The organism is Photorhabdus tasmaniensis (assembly GCF_011189505.1).
In the GTDB taxonomy this organism is placed as follows: Bacteria; Pseudomonadota; Gammaproteobacteria; order Enterobacterales; family Enterobacteriaceae; genus Photorhabdus; species Photorhabdus tasmaniensis.
Genome location: NZ_PUJU01000022.1, coordinates 35,830 through 61,404, shown reverse-complemented (window position 1 = coordinate 61,404; position 25,575 = coordinate 35,830). Strand labels below are relative to the sequence as shown.

Annotated in this window: 18 protein-coding genes, 1 tRNA gene, 1 other RNA gene and 1 pseudogene; 7 read left to right on the top strand and 14 right to left on the bottom strand. The window is 39.5% G+C overall.

Annotation, left to right across the window (positions count from 1 at the left end):
- Positions 1–5: 5 nt before the first annotated feature.
- The 3 genes and pseudogenes from oppA to C5471_RS12170 form a co-directional block, all read right to left on the bottom strand.
- Entirely contained in the window at positions 6–1,646 is a 1,641-nt protein-coding gene (oppA, locus tag C5471_RS12180) for an oligopeptide ABC transporter substrate-binding protein OppA (RefSeq protein ID WP_133812929.1), read from the bottom strand.
- A gap of 136 nt (positions 1,647–1,782) precedes the next feature.
- A complete protein-coding gene (locus C5471_RS12175) occupies positions 1,783–3,420 on the bottom strand; it encodes an ABC transporter substrate-binding protein (protein WP_133812928.1) in 1,638 nt (545 codons plus the stop codon).
- Positions 3,421–3,981: 561 nt separating this feature from the next.
- Positions 3,982–4,206, bottom strand: a pseudogene (locus tag C5471_RS12170) (MarC family protein); the annotation flags it as partial.
- A 184-nt stretch (positions 4,207–4,390) separates the two neighbouring features.
- On the opposite strand from C5471_RS12170, the gene adhE reads away from it, so the two are divergent.
- Positions 4,391–7,039, top strand: a complete 2,649-nt coding sequence (adhE, locus tag C5471_RS12165; RefSeq protein WP_133812927.1) for a bifunctional acetaldehyde-CoA/alcohol dehydrogenase — start codon at positions 4,391–4,393, stop codon at positions 7,037–7,039.
- Between the two features lie 137 nt (positions 7,040–7,176).
- Here adhE and C5471_RS12160 read toward each other — a convergent pair whose 3' ends face one another.
- Entirely contained in the window at positions 7,177–7,773 is a 597-nt protein-coding gene (locus tag C5471_RS12160) for a thymidine kinase (protein ID WP_133812926.1), read from the bottom strand.
- 642 nt (positions 7,774–8,415) lie between these two features.
- On the opposite strand from C5471_RS12160, the gene hns reads away from it, so the two are divergent.
- Entirely contained in the window at positions 8,416–8,820 is a 405-nt protein-coding gene (gene hns / locus C5471_RS12155; RefSeq protein WP_133812925.1) for a histone-like nucleoid-structuring protein H-NS, read from the top strand.
- 297 nt (positions 8,821–9,117) lie between these two features.
- Here the strand turns inward: hns and C5471_RS12150 are convergent, their stop codons facing one another.
- The 4 genes from C5471_RS12150 to rssB all read right to left on the bottom strand — a co-directional run bounded on the left by C5471_RS12150 (position 9,118) and on the right by rssB (position 13,865).
- Positions 9,118–10,131, bottom strand: a complete 1,014-nt coding sequence (locus tag C5471_RS12150; protein ID WP_133812924.1) for an NAD-dependent epimerase — start codon at positions 10,129–10,131, stop codon at positions 9,118–9,120.
- An 8-nt stretch (positions 10,132–10,139) separates the two neighbouring features.
- Entirely contained in the window at positions 10,140–11,483 is a 1,344-nt protein-coding gene (locus C5471_RS12145; protein ID WP_133812923.1) for a UDP-glucose dehydrogenase family protein, read from the bottom strand.
- Positions 11,484–11,511: 28 nt separating this feature from the next.
- Positions 11,512–12,426 carry a UTP--glucose-1-phosphate uridylyltransferase GalU gene (galU, locus tag C5471_RS12140; RefSeq protein ID WP_133812922.1) on the bottom strand — a complete coding sequence of 305 codons (915 nt, stop codon included), beginning with the start codon at positions 12,424–12,426 and terminating at the stop codon, positions 11,512–11,514.
- Between the two features lie 413 nt (positions 12,427–12,839).
- Positions 12,840–13,865: a two-component system response regulator RssB gene (gene rssB / locus C5471_RS12135; protein ID WP_133812921.1), complete on the bottom strand. Its 1,026-nt coding sequence runs from the start codon at positions 13,863–13,865 to the stop codon at positions 12,840–12,842.
- A 156-nt stretch (positions 13,866–14,021) separates the two neighbouring features.
- On the opposite strand from rssB, the gene C5471_RS12130 reads away from it, so the two are divergent.
- From C5471_RS12130 to C5471_RS24345, 5 genes are all read left to right on the top strand, one after another.
- Positions 14,022–14,483 (top strand): YchJ family protein, encoded by a 462-nt coding sequence (locus C5471_RS12130; protein WP_133812920.1) that lies wholly within the window; start codon positions 14,022–14,024, stop codon positions 14,481–14,483.
- Positions 14,484–14,528: 45 nt separating this feature from the next.
- Positions 14,529–15,377 (top strand): formyltetrahydrofolate deformylase, encoded by an 849-nt coding sequence (gene purU, locus C5471_RS12125; protein ID WP_133812919.1) that lies wholly within the window; start codon positions 14,529–14,531, stop codon positions 15,375–15,377.
- Between the two features lie 152 nt (positions 15,378–15,529).
- Positions 15,530–15,614, top strand: a tRNA-Tyr gene (locus C5471_RS12120).
- Between the two features lie 46 nt (positions 15,615–15,660).
- A non-coding RNA gene (locus C5471_RS12115) (RtT sRNA) lies at positions 15,661–15,797 on the top strand.
- Between the two features lie 338 nt (positions 15,798–16,135).
- A complete protein-coding gene (locus C5471_RS24345; RefSeq protein ID WP_242688682.1) occupies positions 16,136–16,384 on the top strand; it encodes a TIM barrel protein in 249 nt (82 codons plus the stop codon).
- Positions 16,385–16,933: 549 nt separating this feature from the next.
- Here the strand turns inward: C5471_RS24345 and C5471_RS12105 are convergent.
- The 6 genes from C5471_RS12105 to C5471_RS12080 form a co-directional block, all read right to left on the bottom strand.
- The gene (locus C5471_RS12105) at positions 16,934–17,644 is read right to left on the bottom strand and encodes a hypothetical protein (RefSeq protein WP_133812918.1); all 711 of its coding nucleotides are present in this window, start codon (positions 17,642–17,644) and stop codon (positions 16,934–16,936) included.
- A 400-nt stretch (positions 17,645–18,044) separates the two neighbouring features.
- Positions 18,045–18,977, bottom strand: coding sequence for a YwqJ-related putative deaminase (locus C5471_RS12100; RefSeq protein ID WP_133812917.1), 933 nt, complete (start codon positions 18,975–18,977; stop codon positions 18,045–18,047).
- 319 nt (positions 18,978–19,296) lie between these two features.
- Complete coding sequence (locus C5471_RS12095) at positions 19,297–20,196, bottom strand: Pvc16 family protein (RefSeq protein ID WP_133812916.1); 900 nt, start codon at positions 20,194–20,196, stop codon at positions 19,297–19,299.
- Between the two features lie 24 nt (positions 20,197–20,220).
- On the bottom strand, positions 20,221–22,305 hold the full coding sequence (locus C5471_RS12090) for an ATP-binding protein (protein ID WP_133812915.1): 2,085 nt from the start codon (positions 22,303–22,305) through the stop codon (positions 20,221–20,223).
- Between the two features lie 9 nt (positions 22,306–22,314).
- A complete protein-coding gene (locus C5471_RS12085) occupies positions 22,315–24,213 on the bottom strand; it encodes a contractile injection system tape measure protein (protein ID WP_133812914.1) in 1,899 nt (632 codons plus the stop codon).
- A 55-nt stretch (positions 24,214–24,268) separates the two neighbouring features.
- A complete protein-coding gene (locus tag C5471_RS12080) occupies positions 24,269–25,540 on the bottom strand; it encodes a tail fiber protein (protein ID WP_133812913.1) in 1,272 nt (423 codons plus the stop codon).
- Positions 25,541–25,575 lie beyond the last annotated feature (35 nt).

Here is a 25,575-nt window from a genome sequence, read left to right as displayed (position 1 = left end):
AACTATTAGTGTTTGATAATATAAAAATCTTTGGTGTGTAGATTATCCAAAGGATCTTTCCCTGTGTAACCACCAACATAGGGCTTCACTAACCGGGTATTCACATAGTAATAAAGGGGAACAATGGCTGAATCTTTGTCTAGCTGCTCTTCTGCCTTTTGATAAACGACCGCACGCTCATCATCAGTTTTTACTTGCAGGGATTCTTTCATCAGCTTATCAAATTCACTGCTCTTATAATGAGAGGTGTTATTACTGCTGTAAGAAAGCAACATATTAAGGAATGAAGAAGGTTCATTGTAATCGGCGCACCAGCCAGCACGGGCGACATCGTAATTGCCCTGATGTCGGGTATCAAGGAAAGTTTTCCACTCCTGGTTTTCCAAACGAACATCAACACCTAAATTCTTCTTCCAGACAGAAGCTATTGCGATTGCAATTTTTTTATGCAAATCGGAGGTATTGTAAAGCAAGTTAAACTTCAATGGATTATCTTTAGTATAACCCACTTCAGCCAGTAATTTTTTGGCTTCCTGGTTACGTTTTTCCTGGTTCCAGTCGGTAAACCAAGCGGGTTTCATCGCTTTCATGCCATCAGTAAACGGAGGTGTAAAACCGTAAGCCGGGATATCACCCTGTGCTTTTACTTTATTTGTCACAATGTCCTGATCCATAGCCAATTTCAATGCAGTACGGACACGAGGATCATTAAATGGCGGCTTTTCATTATTAATTTCATAGTAATAAGTACATAATTGTGGGCCAATGCGCAACTCGCTCGGGAGCTCTTTTTTCAGCTTCTGGAACAGCTCAATCGGCAAATTGGTATAAGTCATATCAATTTCACCACTGCGATAACGGTTTACATCTGTTACTTCTGATGAAATTGGCAAGAAAGTAACCTGATCAATAACGGTATTTTTGTTATCCCAGTATGTCGGACTACGCTCCATCACAATACGTTCGTTGACTGTCCAATTTTTCAGTTTGTAAGCACCATTACCCACAAAACTCTGCGGTTGAGTCCATTTTTCGCTATATTTTTCTACCGTGGCTCTATGAACCGGCGACATTGAAGAGTGAGCCAAAAGCTTTGGCAGATAAGGAACCGCTTCACTCAATGTGAGCTGTAATGTATAGTCATCCAGTGCTTTTACACCCAGAGTATCCGGTTTCTTTTTGCCACTGATGATGTCATCAATATTCGTGATATGGGCATACTGGAGATAACTTTCATAAGGAGAAGCCGTATTAGGATCAGCCAAACGCTGCCAACTGTAAACAAAATCATGAGCAGTGACAGGGTCACCATTAGACCACTTAGCCTCTTTACGCATATGGAATGTCCAAACGGTAAAGTCTTTATTTTCCCAATGGGTTGCAGAACCCGGCAAGATTTCACCATGCGGGCCAACGATTACAACACCTTCAAACAGATCGCGGGCCAAATGTGATTCAGGCACCCCTTCAATTTTATGCGGGTCCAGCGATTGCGGTTCAGCCCCGTTATTACGGACTAAAACCTGTTTATCAGCTAATTGAACACCCTCAGGCACTTTTGCAGCAAATACCTGGCTCGCTACGACCATACTTAGTACAGCACTGATGCTGACAGTAAGTAATTTATTCTTAGTTGTGTTTATCATCTTTTTCTACTCCAATTTTATATCGTCAGACTTTTTATCAGTCGACGGCCCAGAAATACGGGTCGGATTATCACCTGCATTCAAAAGGAACGATTTTGTTTGCAGGGCCAGTAACTCTTTTGAGTAAAACTAATGTCTAGTTTTTTATCATATACAGTTGCTTAATATCCATATAATCTAATGGGTCTTTCCCTGAAAACCCTCCCACTGATGGGCTAACAAGCCGTACACTCACCCGGTAATAAACGGGAATCAATACCGAGTCTTTATCAAGTTGAAATTCAGCTTGTTGGTATAACTTCTTACGCGCAGCCGCATCTTTAGCGACTAATGCCTGCTCCAGATAGCTATCGAAATTTTTATTCTGGTAGAAAGCCGTGTTATTACTGCTATGTGAAAGCAACGTATTTAAAAATGCCGTAGGTTCATTGTAATCCGCACACCAAGTTGCTCTGGTAACCTCATAATTCCCTTGGTGGCGACTTTCGAGAGAAGTTTTCCATTCCTGATTCTGTAAAATCACATTAGCTCCCAGATTCTTTTTCCACATGGAAGCGGCGGCAATAGCCTGCTGTTTATTTTGATCAGATGTGTTGTATAACAATGTGAACTTTAGCGGATTCGCCGGATTAAAACCCGCCTGCGCCAGTAATTCTCTGGCGCGCTTATTACGCTGTTCCTGTGTCCAGCCAGCCCACTCTGGTTTAGAAAAATCACTACCACCAATAAACGTTGGCGTAAAACCATAAGCCGGTACTTGCCCCTGCCCCATAATTTTTCCCGCAATAATCTCCCGGTCGAGAGTTAACTTAACGGCTTCACGGACTCTTACATCAGTAAACGGGGGTTTATTATTGTTAATTTCGTAATAGAACGTACAGAGATAAGGGCTGACGCGCATTTGATCAGGGATCTCTTTTTTCATTTTCCGATACAGATCCGGAGGGATAGCGCTGTTGGTGATATTTATTTCTCCGCTACGGTAGCGGTTAACACTGCTGGTTTCAGATTGAAGTGGTAAAAGCGTCGCTTGCTCAATAATCGTTTTGCCGTTATTCCAGTATTGTGGATTACGTTCAATTACAATCCGCTCATTCACCACCCACTCTTTCAGCCGATACGCCCCATTGCCCACATAATTTTCTGGCAGAGTCCATTTATTACCCAATTTTTCAACCAGATCCTTTTTCACCGGTTTCATTGCCGTATGACTGAGCATATTGATGAAATAAGGCACGGGATGCGTCAGAGTCACCTGCAAACGATAATCATCCAGCGCTTTAACCCCCAACTGGTCAGGAGATTTTTTACCTTTCAGAACATCATCAATGTTTTCAACGTAAGCATATTGAAGATAACTGGCATAAGGTGAACCCACATGAGGATCAGCCAAACGTTGCCAGCTATACACAAAATCATTGGCCGTGACGGGAGTTCCATCACTCCATTTAGCATTATCACGCAGATAAAAAGTCCAGACTTTGTAATCCTGGTTTTCCCAATGGCTGGCAACACCGGGAACAGTTTCTCCCTCGGAGCCCGTACTGACTAATCCTTCCAAAAGGTTAAGAATAATGTTGGTTTCTGGCACACCTTCGACTTTATGTGGATCAAGTGACGCAACTTCTGAGCCATTATTGATAATAATCTGCTGTTTATCCGCAAGCTTCACCCCCTCTGGGACCTCAGCGGCAAACACGGGCGTAACAGGAAATACCGATAATAAAAATATACAGGAAACAAACTTATGTAATTTTAATTGTTTGATCTTCATTTTTTACCTCCAGTTTGGTGAACCTGCTCATTCATTTCGCATATATCCTATAAGGGCCAGTACCTTCACATTATTTCGCTCAAAGTAACGGATTAAATATTAAAGGAGACTTATCATATCAATTGTTAAAATACCCTTCCCATATTGTACAAACCATCCTTAACAAACAACTTAATGCAATCTATTACATTAATTGACAAAACATCCCAAATAACACCATAACCAACTGATACACATCATTTTATTTACATTTCGCTTAACTAAAATAGTAAACAAAGGTAGACCAGAGATGAAAATAAACATAATTTTAACAAATTGCAATCAATGCAAATTAAAAACCTACATTCATCACAAAACTACGATGGAAGCAACCAGTTACAGATTGCACTAGCAGACAAAAATAGTTTAGAAAAATATTGGGTTATTTGTATAAAATTCAGGGGATACCAGTAAAATAAGTGAGAAAAACTTATAAGACAGGCTTTATAATAAAAATGACAAGAATATTATAATTTATAATTTGACTTGAGAAGAACTTAACACATTTTATCGTCAATCGTATCAGAGTAACCCTGGGAATAATGCTCTGATCCCTGCCACAATCAGTTCGATCCCCAAAGACATCAATAGCAGCCCCATAATTCGGGTGATAACGTTAATGCCTGTTTGCCCAAGATATTTGACGACCAAGGGAACTGAGCGGAATAACAACCAACAGCAAAAAGCAAACAATCCGCTGGTTATCACCAGCCCAATAAAATTCTGCCATCCCTGATAGCGGGAACTTACCGTTAATCATCACTCCCCAAGCTGAAAGGAGTCAGCTTGGGATTTATGTGATTAAGATCAATATCTATTTAATACCAAATGGTAATCTGTAGCCATCATAAAATCACCAGGCTAAATAGTCTAAAAAACCCTTATCCATTGATATTTAAGTATTTTCAATATTTTCCAGGAGTACTTCTCTATGACTGTAACTCATATTACTGAACTGAACGAGCTGGTTGCCCGGGTTAAAAAAGCACAACGTGAATTTGCCAACTTTTCTCAAGAGCAAGTTGACAAGATCTTCCGTGCTGCGGCCCTTGCAGCAGCAGATGCACGCATCCCTTTAGCAAAATTAGCCGTGGCAGAATCAGGGATGGGGATTGTCGAAGACAAAGTGATCAAAAACCACTTTGCTTCCGAATACATCTATAACGCTTATAAAGATGAGAAAACCTGTGGCATTTTGTCCGAAGACAAAACATTCGGCACCATCACTATCGCCGAACCTATCGGCTTAATCTGCGGTATCGTGCCAACGACTAACCCAACCTCCACCGCGATTTTTAAGGCGCTGATCAGCCTGAAAACCCGTAACGGTATTATTTTTTCACCCCATCCACGGGCTAAAAAAGCAACAAACAAAGCAGCTGAATTGGTTCTGTGTGCTGCGGTGGAAGCCGGTGCACCAAAAGATATTATTGGCTGGATTGATGAGCCGTCTGTTGAGCTTTCCAATGCATTGATGCATCACCAGGATATCAACCTGATCCTGGCGACCGGTGGCCCTAGTATGGTAACAGCAGCATACAGCTCTGGTAAGCCGGCAATCGGCGTTGGTGCGGGGAACACACCGGTCGTCATCGACGAATCAGCTGATATTAAACGCGCAGTCGCCTCTATTCTGATGTCCAAAACTTTCGACAACGGTGTTATCTGTGCTTCAGAACAGTCCGTTATCGTGGTGGATTCTGTTTATGATCAGGTGCGTAAACGTTTCTTTACTCATGGTGGTTATTTGTTACAAGGTAAGGAACTGAAAGCGGTTCAAGATATCATCCTGAAAAACGGTAACCTGAATGCGGAAATTGTTGGTCAACCCGCAACGAAAATTGCCGAAATGGCCGGCTTTCATGTTCCGGAAAGAACCAAGATCCTAATTGGAGAAGTCAATCTGATTGATAAAGCAGAACCCTTCGCCCACGAAAAACTGTCTCCATTACTCGCAATGTATCGTGGTAACAATTTTGAAGACGCGGTAGAGAAAGCAGAAAAACTGGTTGAAATGGGGGGGATTGGTCACACATCCTGCCTGTATACCGACCAGGACAATCGAGCGGCACGCATCAAATACTTTGGCGACAAAATGAAAACAGCCCGTATTCTGGTGAATACACCCGCCTCTCAGGGGGGTATCGGTGATCTCTATAATTTCAAACTTGCCCCATCTCTGACACTGGGCTGCGGTTCATGGGGAGGAAACTCTATCTCTGAAAACGTAGGGCCAAAACATCTCATCAACACCAAAACTGTGGCGAAAAGGGCAGAAAATATGCTGTGGCATAAACTTCCAAAATCAATTTACTTCCGCCGCGGTTCACTGCCTATCGCATTAGAGGAAGTCGCAACTGATGGCGCAAAACGTGCCTTCATCGTAACAGACCGTTTCTTATTCAATAATGGCTATGCTGACCAGGTCACTGATGTGCTGAAATCCCACGGGATAGAAACCGAAGTTTTCTTTGAAGTTGAAGCAGACCCTACCCTAAGCATTGTTCGTAAGGGTGCGGAACAAATGCACTCATTCAAACCAGATATCATTATTGCCTTGGGTGGTGGTTCTCCAATGGATGCCGCCAAAATTATGTGGGTGATGTATGAACACCCTGAAACGCATTTCGAAGAATTAGCCCTGCGGTTTATGGATATCCGTAAACGTATCTACCGATTCCCCAAAATGGGGATTAAAGCGAAAATGGTAGCGATTACCACAACTTCCGGTACAGGCTCTGAAGTGACCCCCTTCGCCGTTGTCACTGATGATGCAACCGGTCAGAAATATCCACTGGCTGATTATGCTCTGACGCCGGATATGGCTATCGTTGATGCCAACCTGGTGATGAATCTGCCAAAATCACTGTGTGCTTTTGGTGGACTAGACGCAATCACCCATTCCCTGGAAGCTTACGTATCGGTCCTGGCAAACGAATACTCTGACGGACAAGCACTGCAAGCGCTAAAACTATTGAAAGAGTTCCTCCCAGCCAGCTATCACGAAGGTGCCACTAACCCAATCGCCCGTGAACGGGTTCATAATGCTGCAACTATTGCGGGTATTGCATTTGCTAATGCTTTCCTGGGGGTATGTCACTCTATGGCACATAAATTGGGTTCGGAGTTCCATATTCCACATGGCCTTGCTAACGCACTGCTGATTTGTAACGTTATCCGTTATAACGCTAACGATAACCCAACCAAACAGACCGCATTCAGCCAATATGACCGCCCGCAAGCCCGCCGTCGTTATGCTGAAATTGCGGATCATCTTGGTTTATCTGCGACCGGCGACCATACAGCAGCAAAAATCGAAAAACTGCTGGCATGGCTGGAAGAGATGAAATCGACACTGGGTATCCCAACATCTATCCGCGAAGCCGGTGTTCAGGAAGCTGACTTCCTGGCAAAAATTGATAAGTTGTCTGAAGATGCCTTCGACGACCAATGCACTGGCGCTAATCCACGCTACCCCCTGATTTCTGAGCTGAAACAATTACTGCTGGATTCATTCTATGGCCGTGAATTCACAGAAACAGAGGTAACGCCAGAACCTCCGGAAAAAACAGGCTGTTAACTGATGTAAACCACTTAAAAGGGGCAAATATAAGCCCCTTTAACTTTACCTCTGCCCCGTTTTCCTCACGGTTAATCCAAGCTCTCAAACGGCCTCAGGAAGCTTTACAACAGACAACAGAATTATAAATTGTATCCTTATCTTCGTCTTTCCTTAGCCTTACTGATAGCATCCATATAGTGCTTACGGCAAACAGACACATATTTCTCATTACCACCAATATCAACCTGTTCGCCATCATAAATGACCATACCTTCGCCATCAAAACGTAATACACGGCTTGCCTTGCGCCCACAATGGCAGATAGTTTTCAGCTCAACTAGCTTATCAGCCCACGCCAAAAGATACTGACTACCACTAAAAAGCTCTCCGCTGAAATCCGTTCTCAGCCCATAGCAAAGAACCGGAATATCATCGTAGTCAGTCACTTTACATAGCTGTTCAACCTGTGCTTTCGTGAGAAACTGACACTCATCAATCAGCACACAATGCACTTTTTCCCACATATTTTCATTTCTGATTAACTCACCAATATCTGTCTGTTGGCTAAACAAAAGTGCATCAGCAGATAATCCAATCCGAGAACTGACTTTTCCTTTTTCAAACCGGGTGTCAATTTCTGCGGTAAAAATCAGCGTTCTCATCCCTCTCTCATTATAGTTATAAGAGGATTGCAACAGTGATGTCGATTTTCCGGCGTTCATTGCGGAGTAATAAAAATAAAGTTGAGCCATTAGCCCTGCCTCTTAACAAAATCTATAAAGCCATATAGTCAGATGAGTTTACCATAAACTTTAGTGGTGATTATCCATCTCAGTAAGCTTTACCGATTGATATACAGAAATATTTAGCTTAATGATGTCTTAATGATTCATGACCTTGATCACATCAAATGGGTAATAAAGCGCATTTAAACGACAAATGTTCATGTTTAAATTAAGAAATGAAAGCCAGACTGATTTGTTGCATATTGTATACAAATTAATAATGTGCGTGACTTACTCCCAGAAAATAGTCACAGAAAATCGACGATAACTCATGGATTAGTCATAAGTTTTTTTTAACTTAGTATTATTTTGCCTTAGCAGGTATGATAAGAAACAGTTAAAATTACTTACCGATTTAGTATATGCTTGGTTTATAAATTAGAGAGATAATCATGCCCCCCTTTGTTAAAGGTACCCTGAACATGTTATTGTGGAATGACAATCGAAATAGCTGTATAAAAAGCGCTATATAACTTTTGTAAAGAAATTACGTTTAAAAAAAAGAGTCATTTTATCCGAATATGAGAAAATGACTATTGCAGAAAATAAAATAGCATTCTATTATTATATCCACATCAGCCATCATCATTATAATTTGAGACCAGGACAATGAGCGATTTAAAAACCCTAAATAACATCCGTACTTTACGAGCTCAAGCAAGAGAATGTGAACTTGAGTTCTTAGAAGAAATACTTGAAAAACTGACCGTCGCTGTTGAAGAGCGTCGTGAAGAAGAAAGTCAGGTACAAGCTGAATTAGAGGAACGTACACGCAAATTGGAAGAAGTTCGTAAAATGATTCTTGATCAAGGAATTGATCCAAGTGAATTGCTTCAGACAATGAGCGCCGGCAAATCTGCTGGTAAAACAAAACGTCCTGCGCGTCCAGCTAAATACCAATATGTTGATACCAACGGTGAAACTAAAACCTGGACAGGTCAGGGGCGTACACCAGCTGTTATCAAAAAAGCAATTGAAGACGAAGGAAAAACTCTGGAAAGCTTCTTGCTCTAACATGTTGTTTTTAAATTGATTTAATTATAAAAATACCCTCTTACAAGGGTATTTTTATTATATAAACGGTTTAACTGACAAACGTATTAATGCCTGTTATATGAGCTTAAACATCATTGGCAGGCATTTAATCAAATAACAACCTGTAGGTGTCATTTCTTTGTTGTGAAGCAACGCTAGCTAGTGACTAACTTAGCCAATGCTAAGGCAAATTAATAACCAATCAGGTACAGTTATTTACTTCTCTTAAGTCGCTGTCAGTGATTCAATAGAAAAGGAGCCAATGGCTCCTTTTTCTTATTTGGATTGATGATAGAAATTCAAATACCACTCTACAAACTGCTTCACGCCATGCTTTAGCGGCGTATTGGGGGCAAATCCTATTTTTTGAAAAAGGTCACTTGAATCAGCGCAGGTCGATAGAACATCCCCAGCTTGCATGGGCATAAAATTTTTCTTAGCCTGAATGCCTAATGACTCTTCTATCGCCTCAATAAAATCACCTAGTCTAGTTGGTTGACCATTACCAATATTATAAATACAGTAAGGAGCAGAACTGGCAGATATTTGCCCATCCTCAACCATCCAGCGCTCATTTGATGCAGGAATGATGTCTTGCAACCTGATTATTGATTCAACGATATCATCGATATAAGTAAAGTCTCTAACCATGTTACCGTGGTTATAAACCTCAATAGGCTGCCCTAATAACATCGCTTTAGTGAACTTAAATAAAGCCATATCAGGACGCCCCCACGGGCCATATACGGTGAAAAATCGCAAGCCTGTCGTTGGCAACTGATAAAGATGAGAGTAACAATGAGACATTAATTCATCTGATTTTTTAGTTGCCGCATATAGTGAAATTGGGTGATCAACTGAATCGTTTGTCGAAAACGGTTGCTTTCTATTTAACCCATAAACAGAACTGGAAGAAGAATATAATAAATGCTCAACATTATTATGGCGACAACCCTCCAGGATATTGATATGCCCAACTATATTCGAATCAATGTAAGCCATTGGGTTTTGCAACGAATAGCGAACACCCGCCTGAGCGCCCAGATGGATAACCCGCTGGAATTGATGCCGCACAAAAAGATCAAAAATGGCTATTCTGTCAGCTAAATCCAGCTTTTCAAATTTAAAGCCCGGCTTATCAAATAATAAATCTAACCGTGCTTGTTTAAGATTCACATCATAATAGTCATTAAGGTTGTCAATACCCACAACCTCATGCCCCATTTTCAATAATCGCTGGCTCACATGAAAACCAATAAAACCAGCAGCACCTGTCACTAAGAATTTCATCGTATTACTCAGATAACCGGGTTAATGGATGCGCCACGACCAATCCCATAATAAGTAAAACCACGGGATTGCAGGCGTTCAGGATCATAGAGATTCCGCCCGTCAAAGATAACGGGCGTCCTGAGAGACCCTTTGATGATATCAAAATCTGGCGCACGGAAACTTTGCCATTCAGTACAGATAATCAGGGCATCCGCCCCATTCAGCGCCGCTTCCTTGGTACCCATCAATGATAAATCATCACGCTGACCATAAATACGTTGAGCTTCCTGCATCGCCTCAGGATCATAAGCCTGTATTTTGGCACCTGCCTGCCACAAGACTTCCATCAAAACACGGCTGGATGCTTCACGCATATCATCGGTATTCGGTTTGAACGATAACCCCCAAACTGCAAATGTCTTGCCGGATAAATTTTCACCGAAATGGCGTTTAACAAAAGAAGGTAATTTACTCTTTTGCCGTTCATTCACTTGTTCTACCGCATGAAGGATCCTGGGTTGATAGCCAATTTGCTCTGCGGTACGAATTAACGCCTGCACATCTTTCGGAAAACATGAGCCACCATAACCACAGCCCGGATAGATAAAATGATAGCCAATACGGGGATCAGAACCCATTCCCTGACGAACATGCTCAATATCCGCCCCCAGCATTTCAGCTAAGTTCGCGATCTCATTCATGAAACTGATTTTCGTTGCCAACATACAGTTGGCGGCATATTTCGTCAGTTCCGCACTGCGGATATCCATCACAATCATACGATCATGATTACGATTAAATGGCTCATACAATTCACGAATCAGGTCAACGACTCTGTCGTTGTCACACCCAATAATAATCCGCTCAGGACGCATACAATCTGCAACAGCGGCCCCTTCTTTAAGGAACTCAGGGTTAGAAACCACATCAAACGGGATATCAATATTGCGTTTACTCAGAGTCTCATTAACAACCGCATTAACTTTATCGGCTGTACCAACAGGAACCGTAGATTTATCAATAATAACTTTATAGCTATCCATGTACTCGGCAATAGTACGGGCAACGGCGGAGACATACTTCAAATCCGCTGAACCATCTTCATCCGGAGGTGTACCTACCGCAATAAACTGTAATTTACCGTGAGCAACACCGGCCTTTGCATCAGTGCTGAAATTCAGGCGGCCTTCTTCATAATTCTTCTTAACCAGTGGCGCTAAACCCGGCTCAAAAATGGGGACTTGACCATTTTTCAGATTTTCAACTTTATTTTCATCTACATCAATACAAAGGACATCATGCCCTACTTCAGCTAAAACCGTAGCCTGAACCAAGCCAACATAGCCAATACCAAATACCGTAACTTTCATATGATACCTAACAATTTCCACAAAATTATTATTTAGCTTGATCCTGCAAAGCCACTAACCAATCAGTAAACTCTTTGCCTAAAGCATGATGCTTCATGCCATATTGGACAAACGCCTGCATATAACCAAGCTTATTACCACAATCATGACTTACCCCGCGCAAGTGATAAGCTTCCACGGGCTCCTTTTCCATTAACATGGCAATAGCATCGGTAAGTTGAATCTCATCTCCGGCACCTGGTGCTGTCTTTGCCAATAATGGCCAAATTTTTTCAGACAACACATAACGACCAACAATAGAAAGGTTTGACGGCGCTTCTTTGGGTTCAGGTTTTTCGACCACACACCTGATAGATTTACTGTCACCGGGTTGCAGATTTTCTCCCCGACAATCGACAATACCATAACTGGAAACATCTTCATGAGGTACAGGTTCTACTAATATCTGACTGGCTCCCGTTTCATTGTAACGAACCAACATCTCGCTCAGATTATATTTAGTCAGGTCTGTACTGTACTCATCAAGAATAACGTCAGGGAGTATCACCGCAAAAGGCTCATCGCCAATTAAGGGCTTGGCGCATAACACCGCATGACCTAATCCTTTAGCAATTCCCTGGCGAGTTTGCATAATAGTGACATGATTTGGACAAATAGATTGAACTTCATCCAGTAGCTGACGTTTCACCCTTTGCTCAAGGATAGCCTCCAGCTCAAAACTGGTATCGAAATGGTTTTCAATTGAATTTTTTGATGAATGAGTCACCAGAATAATTTCATTAATGCCAGCGGCAATACACTCATTAACAACATACTGAATAAGAGGTTTATCCACTAAGGGCAGCATCTCTTTAGGAATTGCTTTCGTAGCAGGTAACATCCTTGTTCCCAATCCGGCGACGGGAATAACGGCTTTCTTTACTGTTTTACTTACTGATGGCATTAATCTTTTCTCCTGATGTTTTTTGGCTGAAACAAACCCGTCTTCAACTCAAAATCAGTGCTGGCTCTTTAAGAACCTATTCCAATAAGGCGTCATTATTGCAGACCATTCTTGTCAATAAATCGAGAGTGCGGACAACATACAAAAACCGACGTATACACAGAACACATCGCTTTGTCCGCCTTTCTGGTCACATTAATAGTACACTCAAAAGTTATCGCTTTTATCTGCGCCGTGCTAAATTCGCTCTTTGCACTAAAGAGCGACAAATAAAATAGCCTGGTAGATTCCAAGCAGAATGAACTGAGTATACCAGCTAATTCTATCCGATAAACAGCGCCATTCTGTCTAATTACATCACCGTGACTTGATGTTTAATATCTGCTTTAAACAAAATCTCACCTTGGTAATATTCACCCGGAATATATGGAAGAAAGCATCAATTTTATTTGACTATCTGTATTCCAAATCCGACATTGCCATTCAGCACTATGAGAACAAACCTGGTTCGAACAAATTGTTCTCAACGTCCCAAGAGGAACACCACTATCTAATTGGATTTGGTGGTTACCCGACTTAATACTGGCATGTAACCCTGCGGAAGTAAGCAGAACCGTTTTGTTGATTGTATGATAATAGCCAAGCAGCAATGGAAATTGCCCTTGTAATCCAGCATCTTCCAACAAATTATTAATCCTGTTTAGAATACCTGACATACTGGGTAAACGCCGGGAATGATGGGTGATATGCTCTTGTAACAAACTGTTAAATGCAACTCTGAGTAATAATGCTGAAATCACACCGTACTCTGTTGAACGGCTGATATCCAGACAATAAAAAGCTAATTCATTGTCAGATAACGCAGCCATATCGAGAATTAATCCTGGCTTATCAATCATATTTAATTTTCGGTAATTGACTTTACAGTGAGCAATCACCTGAGAAACCGGGGGTTGTAACTGCTTAAACATATTTAATGCTTCATCTGAATTATGTTTCAGCGTTAACCAATCTTTATTCAAGTTATTCTGTTCAATTGCACCAGACATAAAAACAGTTGGATGTAAATAGGCCAGCACTGTTTTTTTTATCTCATTGAGATCGGCAACAGGTTTTAATAAAACATCTTTTGCACCTAAACGAAGCACTTCATCAACCTCTGCCATCTTGTTAGTTGCTGAAATAATGATAACTGGAATATTAATCCCCTCATTAGTTAATTTCGCAACAAATTCAATGCCGTTCATCACCGGCATATCTAAATCACATAAAATAAGTTCAATATGAGCTTCACGTCCCAAAACCTGTAGTGCAATAGCGCCATTAGATGCGACCAATACCTTGGCACCCAACGTTCGCAAATACCCAGCCAGCAAAGAACTAAAAACAGGTTCATCCTCTACAACCAGAATCTGTTTACCTGCCAGTGCTTTTTCCATAAACACGCTCCTTTAGCTTAATATTGCGACTTTCACCTGTTTTTAGGTACTATCAATTATATTAGTTCAATAAAGTGACTATCATTTGTTCTCTTACGTTTCTTTGCAATAGAAAGCGCATAAAATGGTATTTCACCCTTTACAATTGGAGTTATTTTGACAGAGTTATGCCCTTGCGGCAGTGGAATAGATTTTGCGGATTGCTGTTCTGCTTATCTCAAAAACACAAAACCTGCCCCAAACGCCGAATCATTGATGCGTTCCAGATACAGTGCCTATGTAAAACATAATGCGGATTACCTTATTGCCAGTTGGCATCCTGACTGCCAGGCTGAAAAGTGGCGTTCAGATATAGAGCAGAGTTTTATTGCTACCCAATGGCTCGGATTAAATATTATCGCAACTGAAAAAGGTAAAAACGATAACGAAGCCTATGTTGAATTTTCAACTTGCTTTCTTGATCAAAAAGCCCAGGATAAACAACTTATTCATGAACGTTCACGTTTTCTTCGCATAGACCAGCGGTGGTATTATATTGACGGCGTTAAACCTCAAACTGGCCGTAATAGCCCCTGTCCATGTGGTTCAGGTAAAAAATACAAAAAATGTTGTGGTTAAACACCACAGACAAAAAGTGAAAAAGATTTAAGGATCACCCTATTCATGCAACACCAACATGTACAAAAGAAAATTCTGCGCACTATTTGCCCTGATGCAAAAGGATTAATCGCCAAAATTACTAACATCTGCTACAAGCACCAACTGAATATCGTTCAGAATAATGAATTCGTCGATCATCACACCAGCCGCTTTTTCATGCGTACTGAGCTTGAAGGGATCTTCAACGATGAAACATTTCTTGCTGACTTAGATGACGCGCTACCGGTGGGTTCGCAGCGGGAATTAAACACTGCTGGGCGGCGGCGTATTGTTATTATGGTGACAAAAGAAGCGCATTGCCTTGGGGATTTACTCATGAAAAGCGCTTACGATGGGCTTGATGTTGAAATTGCTGCGGTTATCGGCAACCACGCAACATTACAATCATTAGTTGAACAATTTGGTATCCCTTTCCATTTAATCAGCCATGAAGGTTTAACCCGTGAGCAACATGATGAAAAACTGATTGCCCAGATCGACCAGTACAAACCTGATTACGTAGTACTTGCCAAATACATGCGGGTACTGACACCGGAATTTGTCCAGCATTACCCAAATCAGATTATTAATATTCACCACTCCTTCTTACCTGCATTTATCGGGGCCCGCCCTTATCATCAGGCATATGAAAGAGGTGTAAAAATCATAGGAGCAACAGCCCACTACGTGAATGATAATCTGGATGAAGGTCCAATCATTACTCAGAATGTCATTAATATAGACCATACATACACAGCGGAAGACATGATGAGGGCTGGCCGGGATGTTGAAAAAAACGTCCTGAGCCATGCTTTATACTGGGTACTTGCCCAACGGGTTTTTGTTTATGGAAACCGCACAGTCATTCTTTAGCAGAAGAAGCCCTTGACTTATTGCTTACAACTGACTCGCTCGGGGCAAAAAAACAGCATACGGTAACTTATTTTCAAATATAGACTTTACAGGGGCGGTTCATTTGATATGATTCCGCCCGCTGTAAGCAACAATGATACTTTTCAAAATTTGGTGGGGTTCCCGAGCGGCCAAAGGGAGCAGACTGTAAATCTGCCGTCACAGACTTCGAAGGTTCGAATCCTTCCCCCACCACCATCACAAACATGTTATTCCTGAATATCCAATCAAAGCCATAAATGCAGATTCCCCGTTTGGGGGAAGGTTGAGAACCTTCGCCAAGGTTCGAGTTGAGCGCAGCGAAACAACAATGCGGCGCTTGCGACGCATTGGCCCGCAGGGCGAGGAACGAAGTGACGAGTCATCCTTCCCCCACCACCATCACAAACATGTTATTCCTGAATATCCAATCAAAGCCATAAATGCAGATTCCCCGCTTGGGGGAAGGTTGAGAACCTTCGCCAAGGTTCGAGTTGAGCGCAGCGAAACAACAAAATGCTACGGGGATGAGTAAAACAGAACTCGTGCACCCTTTCTTCATCACACCTTTATGTAAAAGTTAACATTTCACAACAATTCAACATAAACTTTATAAATCAAATAATTACCAGAAAAATAAACTTCGCGCATAGGATACGCTAATGTGATGACAGTCGTATATTTGTAAAATAGCGTGTGAAATAATCATAAAAAATAAGAATGATACCGGAAAACCATTGATGCCACCCCAGCCGGAAGGTGCAACAACTGCCCTTAAATACGCGTTAGCACTGGATTGCAACCAGATTCATGCTATGGCGGGAAAGCTGAATAAACCGTTTACACCGGAACAACAGCGTGAGTGTTATATCAGAAATATTCAACATTCCACAGATGTGGTGGCAGAACATAATATCAATATATTAATTGAACCGATTAATACCCGTGATATGCCAGATTATAGAAGGGGATTTACTGCGCACGATTGAACGCCTATGGGGAAAATTCAGCCACATCCAAATTGCCTCTGTGCCGGAGCGTCATGAACCCGATAGTGGCTAGGTTGCGAATATCACCCCGCCGGCCACACTGAAAACGGTCTGGATTGGCTTCTCAAAGCACAGAAATAACCAAGAGAAAATATGGCAAATACGGTATGACATAGCACTGATCAAGCTCAACCGAGATGCAAACAGTGATGCTTTTGCAAAACTCAATGGGATAGATGAAGATATCCTTGATGATAAGAAAAGTATCGAAGTTCCTGCGGGATACCCTGATACACATTACGATCCGGAAATAAATATTTGTTCTGGTAATCAAAATGGAGGTGTCGGCGGCGGGGACTCAGGAGGGCCATTGATGGTTAAAACAAGTCATAAAGATTATATCGTTTCTGGGCTGGTATCTCGTTCACTTTTAAAACCAGCAGAACAGTTTAAAAATAAGAAGGAAGTTCAATGCCTGAGGAGTGATAAAATCTTCTACGATGAAGTAACTCACATAATCCTCAGGCATAAATAACACACTACGCTTATCTACACATGTCTTAAACTAGAATGATCAAATGCTCTAATTTCCTCGTTAAAACCTGTCACTTGTTCAAAAATGAGCTTTGTAATTGAAGAAGGGCCCTGTCCTATTGCATTTTTCATTAAAATATTATAGGGAAGAAGACCCGCTCTATCGGCAGAAGAATAATTTTTACATGTATAAATCACTTGTTCCCCTCGTTTTTCTCGTTTATAGCCAAAATTGAGAAGACCTAATATTTCTCTTGCTGTAACTACATGGTAGCCATCTTCGTGATTCCATAAATTAGCAGGGGCTGCGGTTGACATTAGATGAAAGTCCGCATGCCTATGAATACCACCAAGTACCCAACAGTCATTTATTACACCAGACCATTTGTCTACTACCAGCATATTTCCTTGGGCATTTTGGTTCCATAAATTCTCATTTATTCCTTTACCAAGTCCAAGTGGCTTAAGAAATTTGTCTTGCCAAAGATCATTGGCTCGACCAATTAACATTGGCCCCGTTGATAAAAGGGCTTTACGATAAACCAGCCAGCAATACTCTGCTAGATCATTAAGATGATTCTTTTTCCTTCGACTATTAGGGAACTGATTGGAAAGACTTTCATGAACAGCATCCTTATTTTGTTCCCATAAAAATGGGTTGTTCTTTTTTCTATAACCTAGTGACTCGAGATCTCGCCTTAACGTCAACATTTCATATTTTTTCATATTTCATACCAACCATTTATGATAAAAAAATTATAGGCGTTATTTTTCTTTTGATTTTTACTTTATTAGCATTATATATTATCACCTCCAAGTTAATCCGCTGCCAATAATTCATAATTATTCTTTAATAAATAATTAAGATGGCTAAAATAATACTTTGTCTCTGGGAAAGTTTGAATAATCGTTTATATATTCCAACTGTAATGAATAAATTCAATTTCCGAAGATATGAATAATTCCAACTTCTATTTATTGATTAAATAGTGCAATCGTTATTATATTTTCAATTCCGAAAAAAAAATAAATATAGCCCATATTCATTATTAAGAATATAAAACAATGGCACTTCATCCTTAAAATAAAGCACCATGATAAACCATCCATTTAATAAAATACTATTTTATATTGGTGATTCTTGTGATTTATTATATCGAGATAATGTTGATGAAAAATTACTGCCCGCACTTTCCACCTTACCAGTAATAACATTAGCTGGCGCTGACAATATTCCAGAACAATTATGGCAAGCAGCAAAATCATCTCCAGCTTGTTTTGTTGTTAATCGCTGTGTGAAAATAGATGATTTCAGCATATCCCGCATATATTCACCTATTTTTCGGCTTCCAATAGCTTTCCCGGCCCTTTTATCTTCTAAAATAAATAAACGGTTAAGTGCTTGTACCTCTGCATGTAGACCAGCAATACCTGCCATCGTGGGTAATACATAGTCATTGTTAATAACATGATTTCTGATCAGGGATTCTGTTATTGAATGTAAAGATGTACCTGCTTCACGATACATATTACTTATCCCTAAAATAAAAGAATCAATATCACTAACCTTATAAGCACCTACTTCTATTTGTTTTATTTCCCATTCATTTGTTTCTTTGTTTTTTTCTATTAATGGCCTCCTGATTAAGTTAATTCCAGGAAATAATTTACCCTCTGCTAAATTTCTATCATTATCCTTAAAATTGACAAATTCATCTTCATAATGACCATTATGCTCATATCCCGCATGAGCAGCGAAATTCGACAAAGCATTTTTTGAATAAATAAATTTTCCGTCAGAAACACCATCCGCTTTTAAACCAGATTCAGAGAAAGCACGTTGCTTTGCCGGTTTTAGCTGACCAAATTTCTTTGAAGAACTGAGGATTAATTGCGTCTTTTCATTGAAGTCAGGTAAATTAGGTGTCTTTTTCTTATAAGCAGACATGACTGCTCTAGCATTAGGGATTTCCAAATATAATGCATCTAATAGCATTCCATCTGGAGTTTTACCTTTGCCAGATTTAACTGTTTTTTCATAAACATCATTTTTGAACATTTATAAACCCTCTATAATCACTGAACTTGTTGCATTTGAAATTACCATCACAATGATTTAACATTTAAATACCGCTATATTTATACCTTTGCCTTCTTTTTGAACCATATTATCTACCTTTTTGTCATTATCGAAAATAAATCAAGAAATTTCTGACAAGTCAGATAGCGAAGAGTATTGCCAGATAAATACACAACTATTTAAAATGTATCTGAGATTATCCAGATAACCTGACGTACCGAATATAAGCATTTAAACAACGCATCTGTGTGTTGGAAAATAACAAATACTCTCCATATTTACTATGAAATCATTAATATCATATTCTCTTGAGTTCAATTAGTTTATCAAAATTTTCTTTAGCAACAAAGATACCTATACCATTTATATTAACTACAGCATTCTGACTATTTTTCCATGTTAAAATAATATTTTTTATCTTAGATAAATAATCCGAAAAAATAACGCCAGAAACCTTAAGAATAACCTTTTCATTTTCCTGATTTTCATTATCCTCTGTAGTAAATTCAGTTTTAAGATTCACTTTAGCAAGAGCAAAACGTACATCTTCTGTACCACCTAAATCAACACATAATTTTTCCGACAAAGCCTGGTTTATTTGTGCGCTAACCAAATTTGATTTCTGCACTACAGAATGGGAAATCTCCCTAACCGGTTCTACAATATTTCTAACATCTTGAAGTTTTACAGGTGCGGTAACTGAATACAATAAAGACAAGCGTGGACGATTACCAAGAGCCTGCCAAAAGTTACCCAAGCTATTTAAATTTTCCTGCGGCGGGATCACTCTGGTATATGCGCCGGGAATTTTAGACAATTGACGGTTATTAATCAATGCGTTCAAAACACCAGTCATTATTTTTGCAGCCTGATTATCCGGCTGACTATCTGGACTACAACCATCACCTGATGGTTTACTCGAATGCCAGTAGGTAATTAAATAATTATAATTAATATTAACCCATCCCGGTAATAATAAATTAGTTGCAGGGCTATAACGCCTTGGTTCAGCAGAACGTAATTGTAAGTCTTCATGTATATCATAAAGAAATACACTTATTGTCGGCTTCGATGGAATTAAATCCATTTCTGGCAGGTCAAAACGAACATCAATATTGGTTAAATACTGAAATAGAATATCTTTTAATGCGTTATTAACTTCCACAATAGCATTATCAGGTTCGATGATACTTTTCATATCGACTCCAAAATTAACAAACATTTAAAAAACCAATCGCCCAACTTTATTCAATTCAAGTATAATTGCTCGTTCGATATATTTATTCTCAATTTGTTCGTTATTATCATTTGCTGCTAATATTGATGATAATAAAGCAATATTCCTGATATTAGCGCCGGTTATATCGGCACGTTTAGCCAAATATTCAAAATTAATCTCATCCGATAATCTCAATTGTTCAGGCCAAATTGCCCACCACATTTTTTTACGTAGCTCTTCATCGGGATAAGTAAAATGGGTAATAAAGCTAAAACGACGATTAAACGCGCTATCCAGATGGCTACGATTATTAGTGGCTAAAATAACTAATCCCGGATAATCCTCCAGCCGTTGTAACAGATAAGAAACCTCAATATTAGCATGTCTGTCCTGGGCATCTTTAGTTTCACTGCGCTTGCCAAATAGTGCATCAGCTTCATCGAAAAACAGTACCCCGGAATCCGCTTCGGCTAAATCGAAAATGCGGGAGATATTTTTTTCAGTTTCACCGATATATTTATTTACCACCGTAGAAAGATCGACCTTAATCAGATCAACCCCCAGATACCCGGCAATAATCTCTGCGGCCATCGTTTTACCCGTCCCTGATTCACCATAAAATAAGGCACTAATACCTGTACCATAGCTTATTTTTTCCTGAAAACCGGCACCTAATATTTGATCACGATAATTAATAGCGGCAATAATTTCTTTCAATTGTTGAATTAATTCATCAGAAACCACTAAGTCATTAAAACTACGTTTTGGGGTTATCCGCTGCGCTAATTTACCTAAGTTCTGTTGAGCACGGAAACTTAATGCCTGACGCAGGTCGATCTCTTCCAATTGGCCTTCCGGCTGTCGGAGTATTTGGTATTGACACGCTTCTTCAAGGATGAGTGGCAATGTTTCCGCTGTAAATGAAAAACGCTGACATAATTGAGTAATATTAATTTCATCCGAAGCATGACTTGGTAAGCTTCTTTCTAGCATAGTTTTTTTCTCTATCAGTGTTGTTATAGGCATATCGACTTGCACCATAGGCAGATGTTTAATCCACACTAATGAGTCTCGCGGTTCCATTAAACACACTACGCGTAATTTTGGCTGATTCAGTAAAGCAGATAACTCGCTATTCAATATTTTCTTTTCCTCTGCAAGTAAAGAAAAATTGCGAATTAATAAACAGGCATCGTGTAACCGGGCTTCCCGTATTGCATCTGTTAGTAAGTTAGATATTACCGTAAGATTCTCTTCGTCTGGCAGGCGGGCTAAATCAAGGGTTAAAGTACTGATACCATGAAACGCCATAATATTATTCACGGCTAACTCTCTGGCGCTCCCCTCTTTTCCTCTTAATATCACCAGCGGACGTATTTCATTCGTTTCATTCAATAATATCTTTTCAAATAAATGATAAAGGGCTTGTGGATACCCAATCTGTGAGGCAGGAGTATTCCAATAAGCACAAGTTATTAGCGGCGGTAAAACAACCCGTTGCCCTGATAAGAAATGCCAAACAGCGCTGTGAGTTAAAAACTGCGTTTGTAACCAAATAGGTTCCTCATCGTTATTGATCCGTAATAAATGGTTACGAATTAACGGTGTTTGCGGTAAAAAGCTGTTTTGCAGTAATTGCCGATCACTTTGACGCTCACTAAATAGTTCAATCGCTAAAGCAAAACTGGGCCACTGTTTTTTATTGTTACCGTGCAAAGCCGCAAATAACGCATGATAACGGTTGTCGAAATGGGGTAATAAACCTAATAATAAGGCATCACGCTCAAATTCAGTTAATTCGAAGCGTTCAATCAATAAGGATAATATATCAAAGGATGGGTTTTCTCCGATTTCAGGTAGGTTAATAATATCATCCTCTTTAATTATCCAATGGGGAATACCTAATGGTGTCAGCAAACGTTGTTTTATTTCATCTTCGGTAAGTAAAAAACTCTCTGGTAAGGAATCGTATTTGTCTCTGTTTCGATAATAGTAATGCTGTAACCGCAGATCAATACGCTCCAGATGGGGATAAATCCAGCATAATTCAGCTACCCTATAGTGGCTATTTTTAAGTAAAGAGTTCATATAAACCTTTTAAATGTTTTGCCAGTCAATCTGTAAAGGACGATTTAGCCAGGGAAATTTTGCCATATTTAATGGCCACGGCCAGTGGGTTAATAGTAAATCAAATGGTTGATGCTGTACTGTGATTTTGATTTCCTGATCATCTATTAACAATTCACCCGGTCGTTGTAAAAACAGTTGGCGGGCATCATTACGGCTTAATTTTTTCCACGTGGGAAGTTGGTCGATAACAGCATCCAGCCATTGCTCTGTTATTAACCGTTCTTCTGGTTCAAGAGGCGCTAATTCAATAAATTCATCAGCCATTAATCCACACAGGATATTATTCAAGATCTTTCGTTCAATTTGTACTTCTTCGTTTCCCCAAATCAGGTAATCAAGGAGACCCACAGCATTGAACTGAGCCGGACGGTGGATAAATTTCTGTGCATCAAGCAAACCAAGCCGATTAAATAACGCAGGTAACATCGGCCATAGAACCAATATTCCAGCATTACTGACCTGACACGGGAAAATTTTTTTAATCAATGAAACCCGGTCAACGTGTGATCTATTGATAATTCGGGGTTGCTTACGGCTATTATCTGTAATACTCAGGTTATCCAATGTCGATAATGGTTGTCGATCTTCGGTAATTAATTTTTTATCTGTATTATTTAGAATAAAACGTTGTGAGAGATCTTGGTATTCTTTAGCAGAAAGATGTTTCTTACATACCTGTGAAACAGGGGTTAATTGCCATAGCCTCGCTAACCAAGTTGTACCTGCTCGGTTATATAACGCCGGATGTTGAAATAGCTGGAGAATATTTTGGGTTTTGACTTCTCCTTTTTGAATCGCTGTAGCTATTAATGAAAGTTGATGCTGATTTAATGGCGGTAAATTTTGCTGTGGCTCTGTCGCTAATGACGGTAATAATTCAGTTAGTAACGGATTAATTTCGGTTATTTTCTGTATAACTTGTTTTCTAAAACTCTGGCTTTCACAGCCAAAACGGTTAACTAAATTTTCATATTCCTGAACAGAAAGGTATTTTTTACAACGTTGTGGGATCAATTCTATTTGCCAAAGTGGCTTCAACCATTCATTTAATAAGTCATTCTCAGTTGCTATATTTTGGCGAAACAACCTAATCATAGACACAACTTCAAGCATACTGCATTCAAATTCAGCCGTGATATATGAGATCACTTTCACATCTGGTTTAGGTATTTCCTGCGTATCATGCCGCTGTATATATCCCAGTGCATTCAATACCAGTTGCCAGAAGTAAACCTCCTTTCCTTGATGCTGAGAGATATCGGCATCCTCTGATAACTTGCGATTAATAGCGGTTAATAAAGCAGGTTGACTGATAGATAAAAGCCGCTGCAAGCTGTGCTCAGATAGACAGCTTTTTGCCAGTAATAATGTTAATTTATTTCCTATTTTCATTAATTGTTTAATTAAAATATTGATATTAACATCAATATTATCCTTCATTTCCTTTTCAGGATTTAATTTATCACTTTTTTTATATAAATACTGAATAAACTCCTCAATATTGGACAAATAACCACTATGTAATAAAGAGGGCTGGCGAGTATTTTCGGGTATTATTGAATTTTCTGTAAGAATTTCCACCTTATTACTTGTCTGATATTGATTTAACGCTTTACTTAGAGCAACATTAAGCCTAATAGGGAACAATGAATTTAAGTCACGGAAATTTATTTCATCAAGCTCCAGAGTTAATGTTTCAAAATATACATTCCGATTAGAATTATATTTATCAAAGTATAAATTTAATAATTTATGTATGTTTTTCCGGTCAAATAAGGCGCTGTGCAATACTTTCTTAGCCACTTGTTGATTATTGGTTTCAATAGTAATGGTAATCCTATTTAACAGATTTGGCTCCGAAATCATGTTAATACTCTCTTTTCGATTAATGGATGACTTAAATTTGCAATTTTTTCAAATGTTAAGTTTTAATAATAAAAGCAAGAATATAATAAGGTACTGTTATTCTGTTATTATGGGAATGCTTGCCAGTGTTTTTTAAATTAATATCATGATTATGTGTTTCTGGGCTGCTTCCATTTACATCTCCTTTAGAGGTGGTCATTCCTGTTGAATGGTAGAGATACCTACTTTTGGTATTATTTGCAGTGGGTACAGCATTATTGTTACTGTCTGGGAGCTGAACAGTTTTATACTGAGAAGCGACGGTCGTATCCATAATTATTCCACTAATGTGGTCATGGTTAGGTATTTGTTCAATAGATAATGATCTCCCCTCTGTTTTACCATTGATATCTAATGTGGCTTCATCAGATTTAAAATTAAATGATTTGCTATTTTTAGCACCTGAATGTGCAATATCACTCTGCCCATTAACACCAGCAAAATCTCCCCCTAAAATAAATCGATCGATTAAATTAGGTGTACCATTATTACCATCACACAGCGCCCATCCTGTAGGAACACGACTACCAGAGAACATCACAATCATTCCTCTGGGGAGTACTTTATCAGGATCAATACTGACACCTTTATCATCAACCTTAATACCATTACCCGCTTTAACGGAAACACCATTTTTATCAACATTAATACCATTACTAGCTTTAACTTTTACACCACTCTCACTCAGACTCAAACCACTTACACCACTCCAAGCATTACTTCCATCCCCTCCCTCCAATTTTAAATAAAGACCCGTATTATCAGTTACTACAATCCCACCCCCTTTCCAACACTTAACAGCTATGCCATCTGAGTCAATGGAAATACTGCCGTTATTCTTAGCCTTAACCTCCACCCCTTTTTCACCAACGGTAATACCGTTGGCAGCCTTAACAGCCACATTATCTGTATTTACAACAATGCCATTGCCTTGACCAACACATATTCCATTGTCTTTATTAATCAGACCACTACCAAGGTCTACAGACAAAGTATCCTCTTTTAACATTAATGGAGAAAAATCTTTATTGGTGATAGTGCCTATTTTTAAATTAAGTATACCATTATCATCCAGTTTCAATCCTACTCCTGGTCCATTCTGTTTCGGTGCTTGCCCGGTTGCTTTGCGGCCAATATCAGCAATATCAATTAAGTGTTCATAATCAGTTTGTAATGGAATGCTGCCTGCTTTAAAGCGTTTTTTTAAATCATCTGCTGAGAGATCTTCCTTATTATTATTATTTTCTGAACTAAGCTCTGAATTAGATATATTGTTTTTCTTTTCCATTTTTATCACCTTATATATTAGTCTGTTTTATTGCC

Excerpts from the sequence above, each read along its gene's own strand:
- oppA (WP_133812929.1), bottom strand. The coding sequence starts at position 1,646 with ATGATAAACACAACTAAGAATAAATTACTTACTGTCAGCATCAGTGCT.
- C5471_RS12105 (WP_133812918.1), bottom strand. The coding sequence starts at position 17,644 with ATGAAAAAATATGAAATGTTGACGTTAAGGCGAGATCTCGAGTCACTA.
- C5471_RS12100 (WP_133812917.1), bottom strand. The coding sequence starts at position 18,977 with ATGTTCAAAAATGATGTTTATGAAAAAACAGTTAAATCTGGCAAAGGT.
- C5471_RS12095 (WP_133812916.1), bottom strand. The coding sequence starts at position 20,196 with ATGAAAAGTATCATCGAACCTGATAATGCTATTGTGGAAGTTAATAAC.
- C5471_RS12090 (WP_133812915.1), bottom strand. The coding sequence starts at position 22,305 with ATGAACTCTTTACTTAAAAATAGCCACTATAGGGTAGCTGAATTATGC.
- C5471_RS12145 (WP_133812923.1), bottom strand. The coding sequence starts at position 11,483 with ATGAAAGTTACGGTATTTGGTATTGGCTATGTTGGCTTGGTTCAGGCT.
- C5471_RS12150 (WP_133812924.1), bottom strand. The coding sequence starts at position 10,131 with ATGAAATTCTTAGTGACAGGTGCTGCTGGTTTTATTGGTTTTCATGTG.
- hns (WP_133812925.1), top strand. The coding sequence starts at position 8,416 with ATGAGCGATTTAAAAACCCTAAATAACATCCGTACTTTACGAGCTCAA.
- rssB (WP_133812921.1), bottom strand. The coding sequence starts at position 13,865 with ATGGAAAAAGCACTGGCAGGTAAACAGATTCTGGTTGTAGAGGATGAA.
- galU (WP_133812922.1), bottom strand. The coding sequence starts at position 12,426 with ATGCCATCAGTAAGTAAAACAGTAAAGAAAGCCGTTATTCCCGTCGCC.
- C5471_RS12080 (WP_133812913.1), bottom strand. The coding sequence starts at position 25,540 with ATGGAAAAGAAAAACAATATATCTAATTCAGAGCTTAGTTCAGAAAAT.
- C5471_RS12160 (WP_133812926.1), bottom strand. The coding sequence starts at position 7,773 with ATGGCTCAACTTTATTTTTATTACTCCGCAATGAACGCCGGAAAATCG.
- C5471_RS24345 (WP_242688682.1), top strand. The coding sequence starts at position 16,136 with ATGCCACCCCAGCCGGAAGGTGCAACAACTGCCCTTAAATACGCGTTA.
- C5471_RS12175 (WP_133812928.1), bottom strand. The coding sequence starts at position 3,420 with ATGAAGATCAAACAATTAAAATTACATAAGTTTGTTTCCTGTATATTT.
- purU (WP_133812919.1), top strand. The coding sequence starts at position 14,529 with ATGCAACACCAACATGTACAAAAGAAAATTCTGCGCACTATTTGCCCT.
- adhE (WP_133812927.1), top strand. The coding sequence starts at position 4,391 with ATGACTGTAACTCATATTACTGAACTGAACGAGCTGGTTGCCCGGGTT.
- C5471_RS12085 (WP_133812914.1), bottom strand. The coding sequence starts at position 24,213 with ATGATTTCGGAGCCAAATCTGTTAAATAGGATTACCATTACTATTGAA.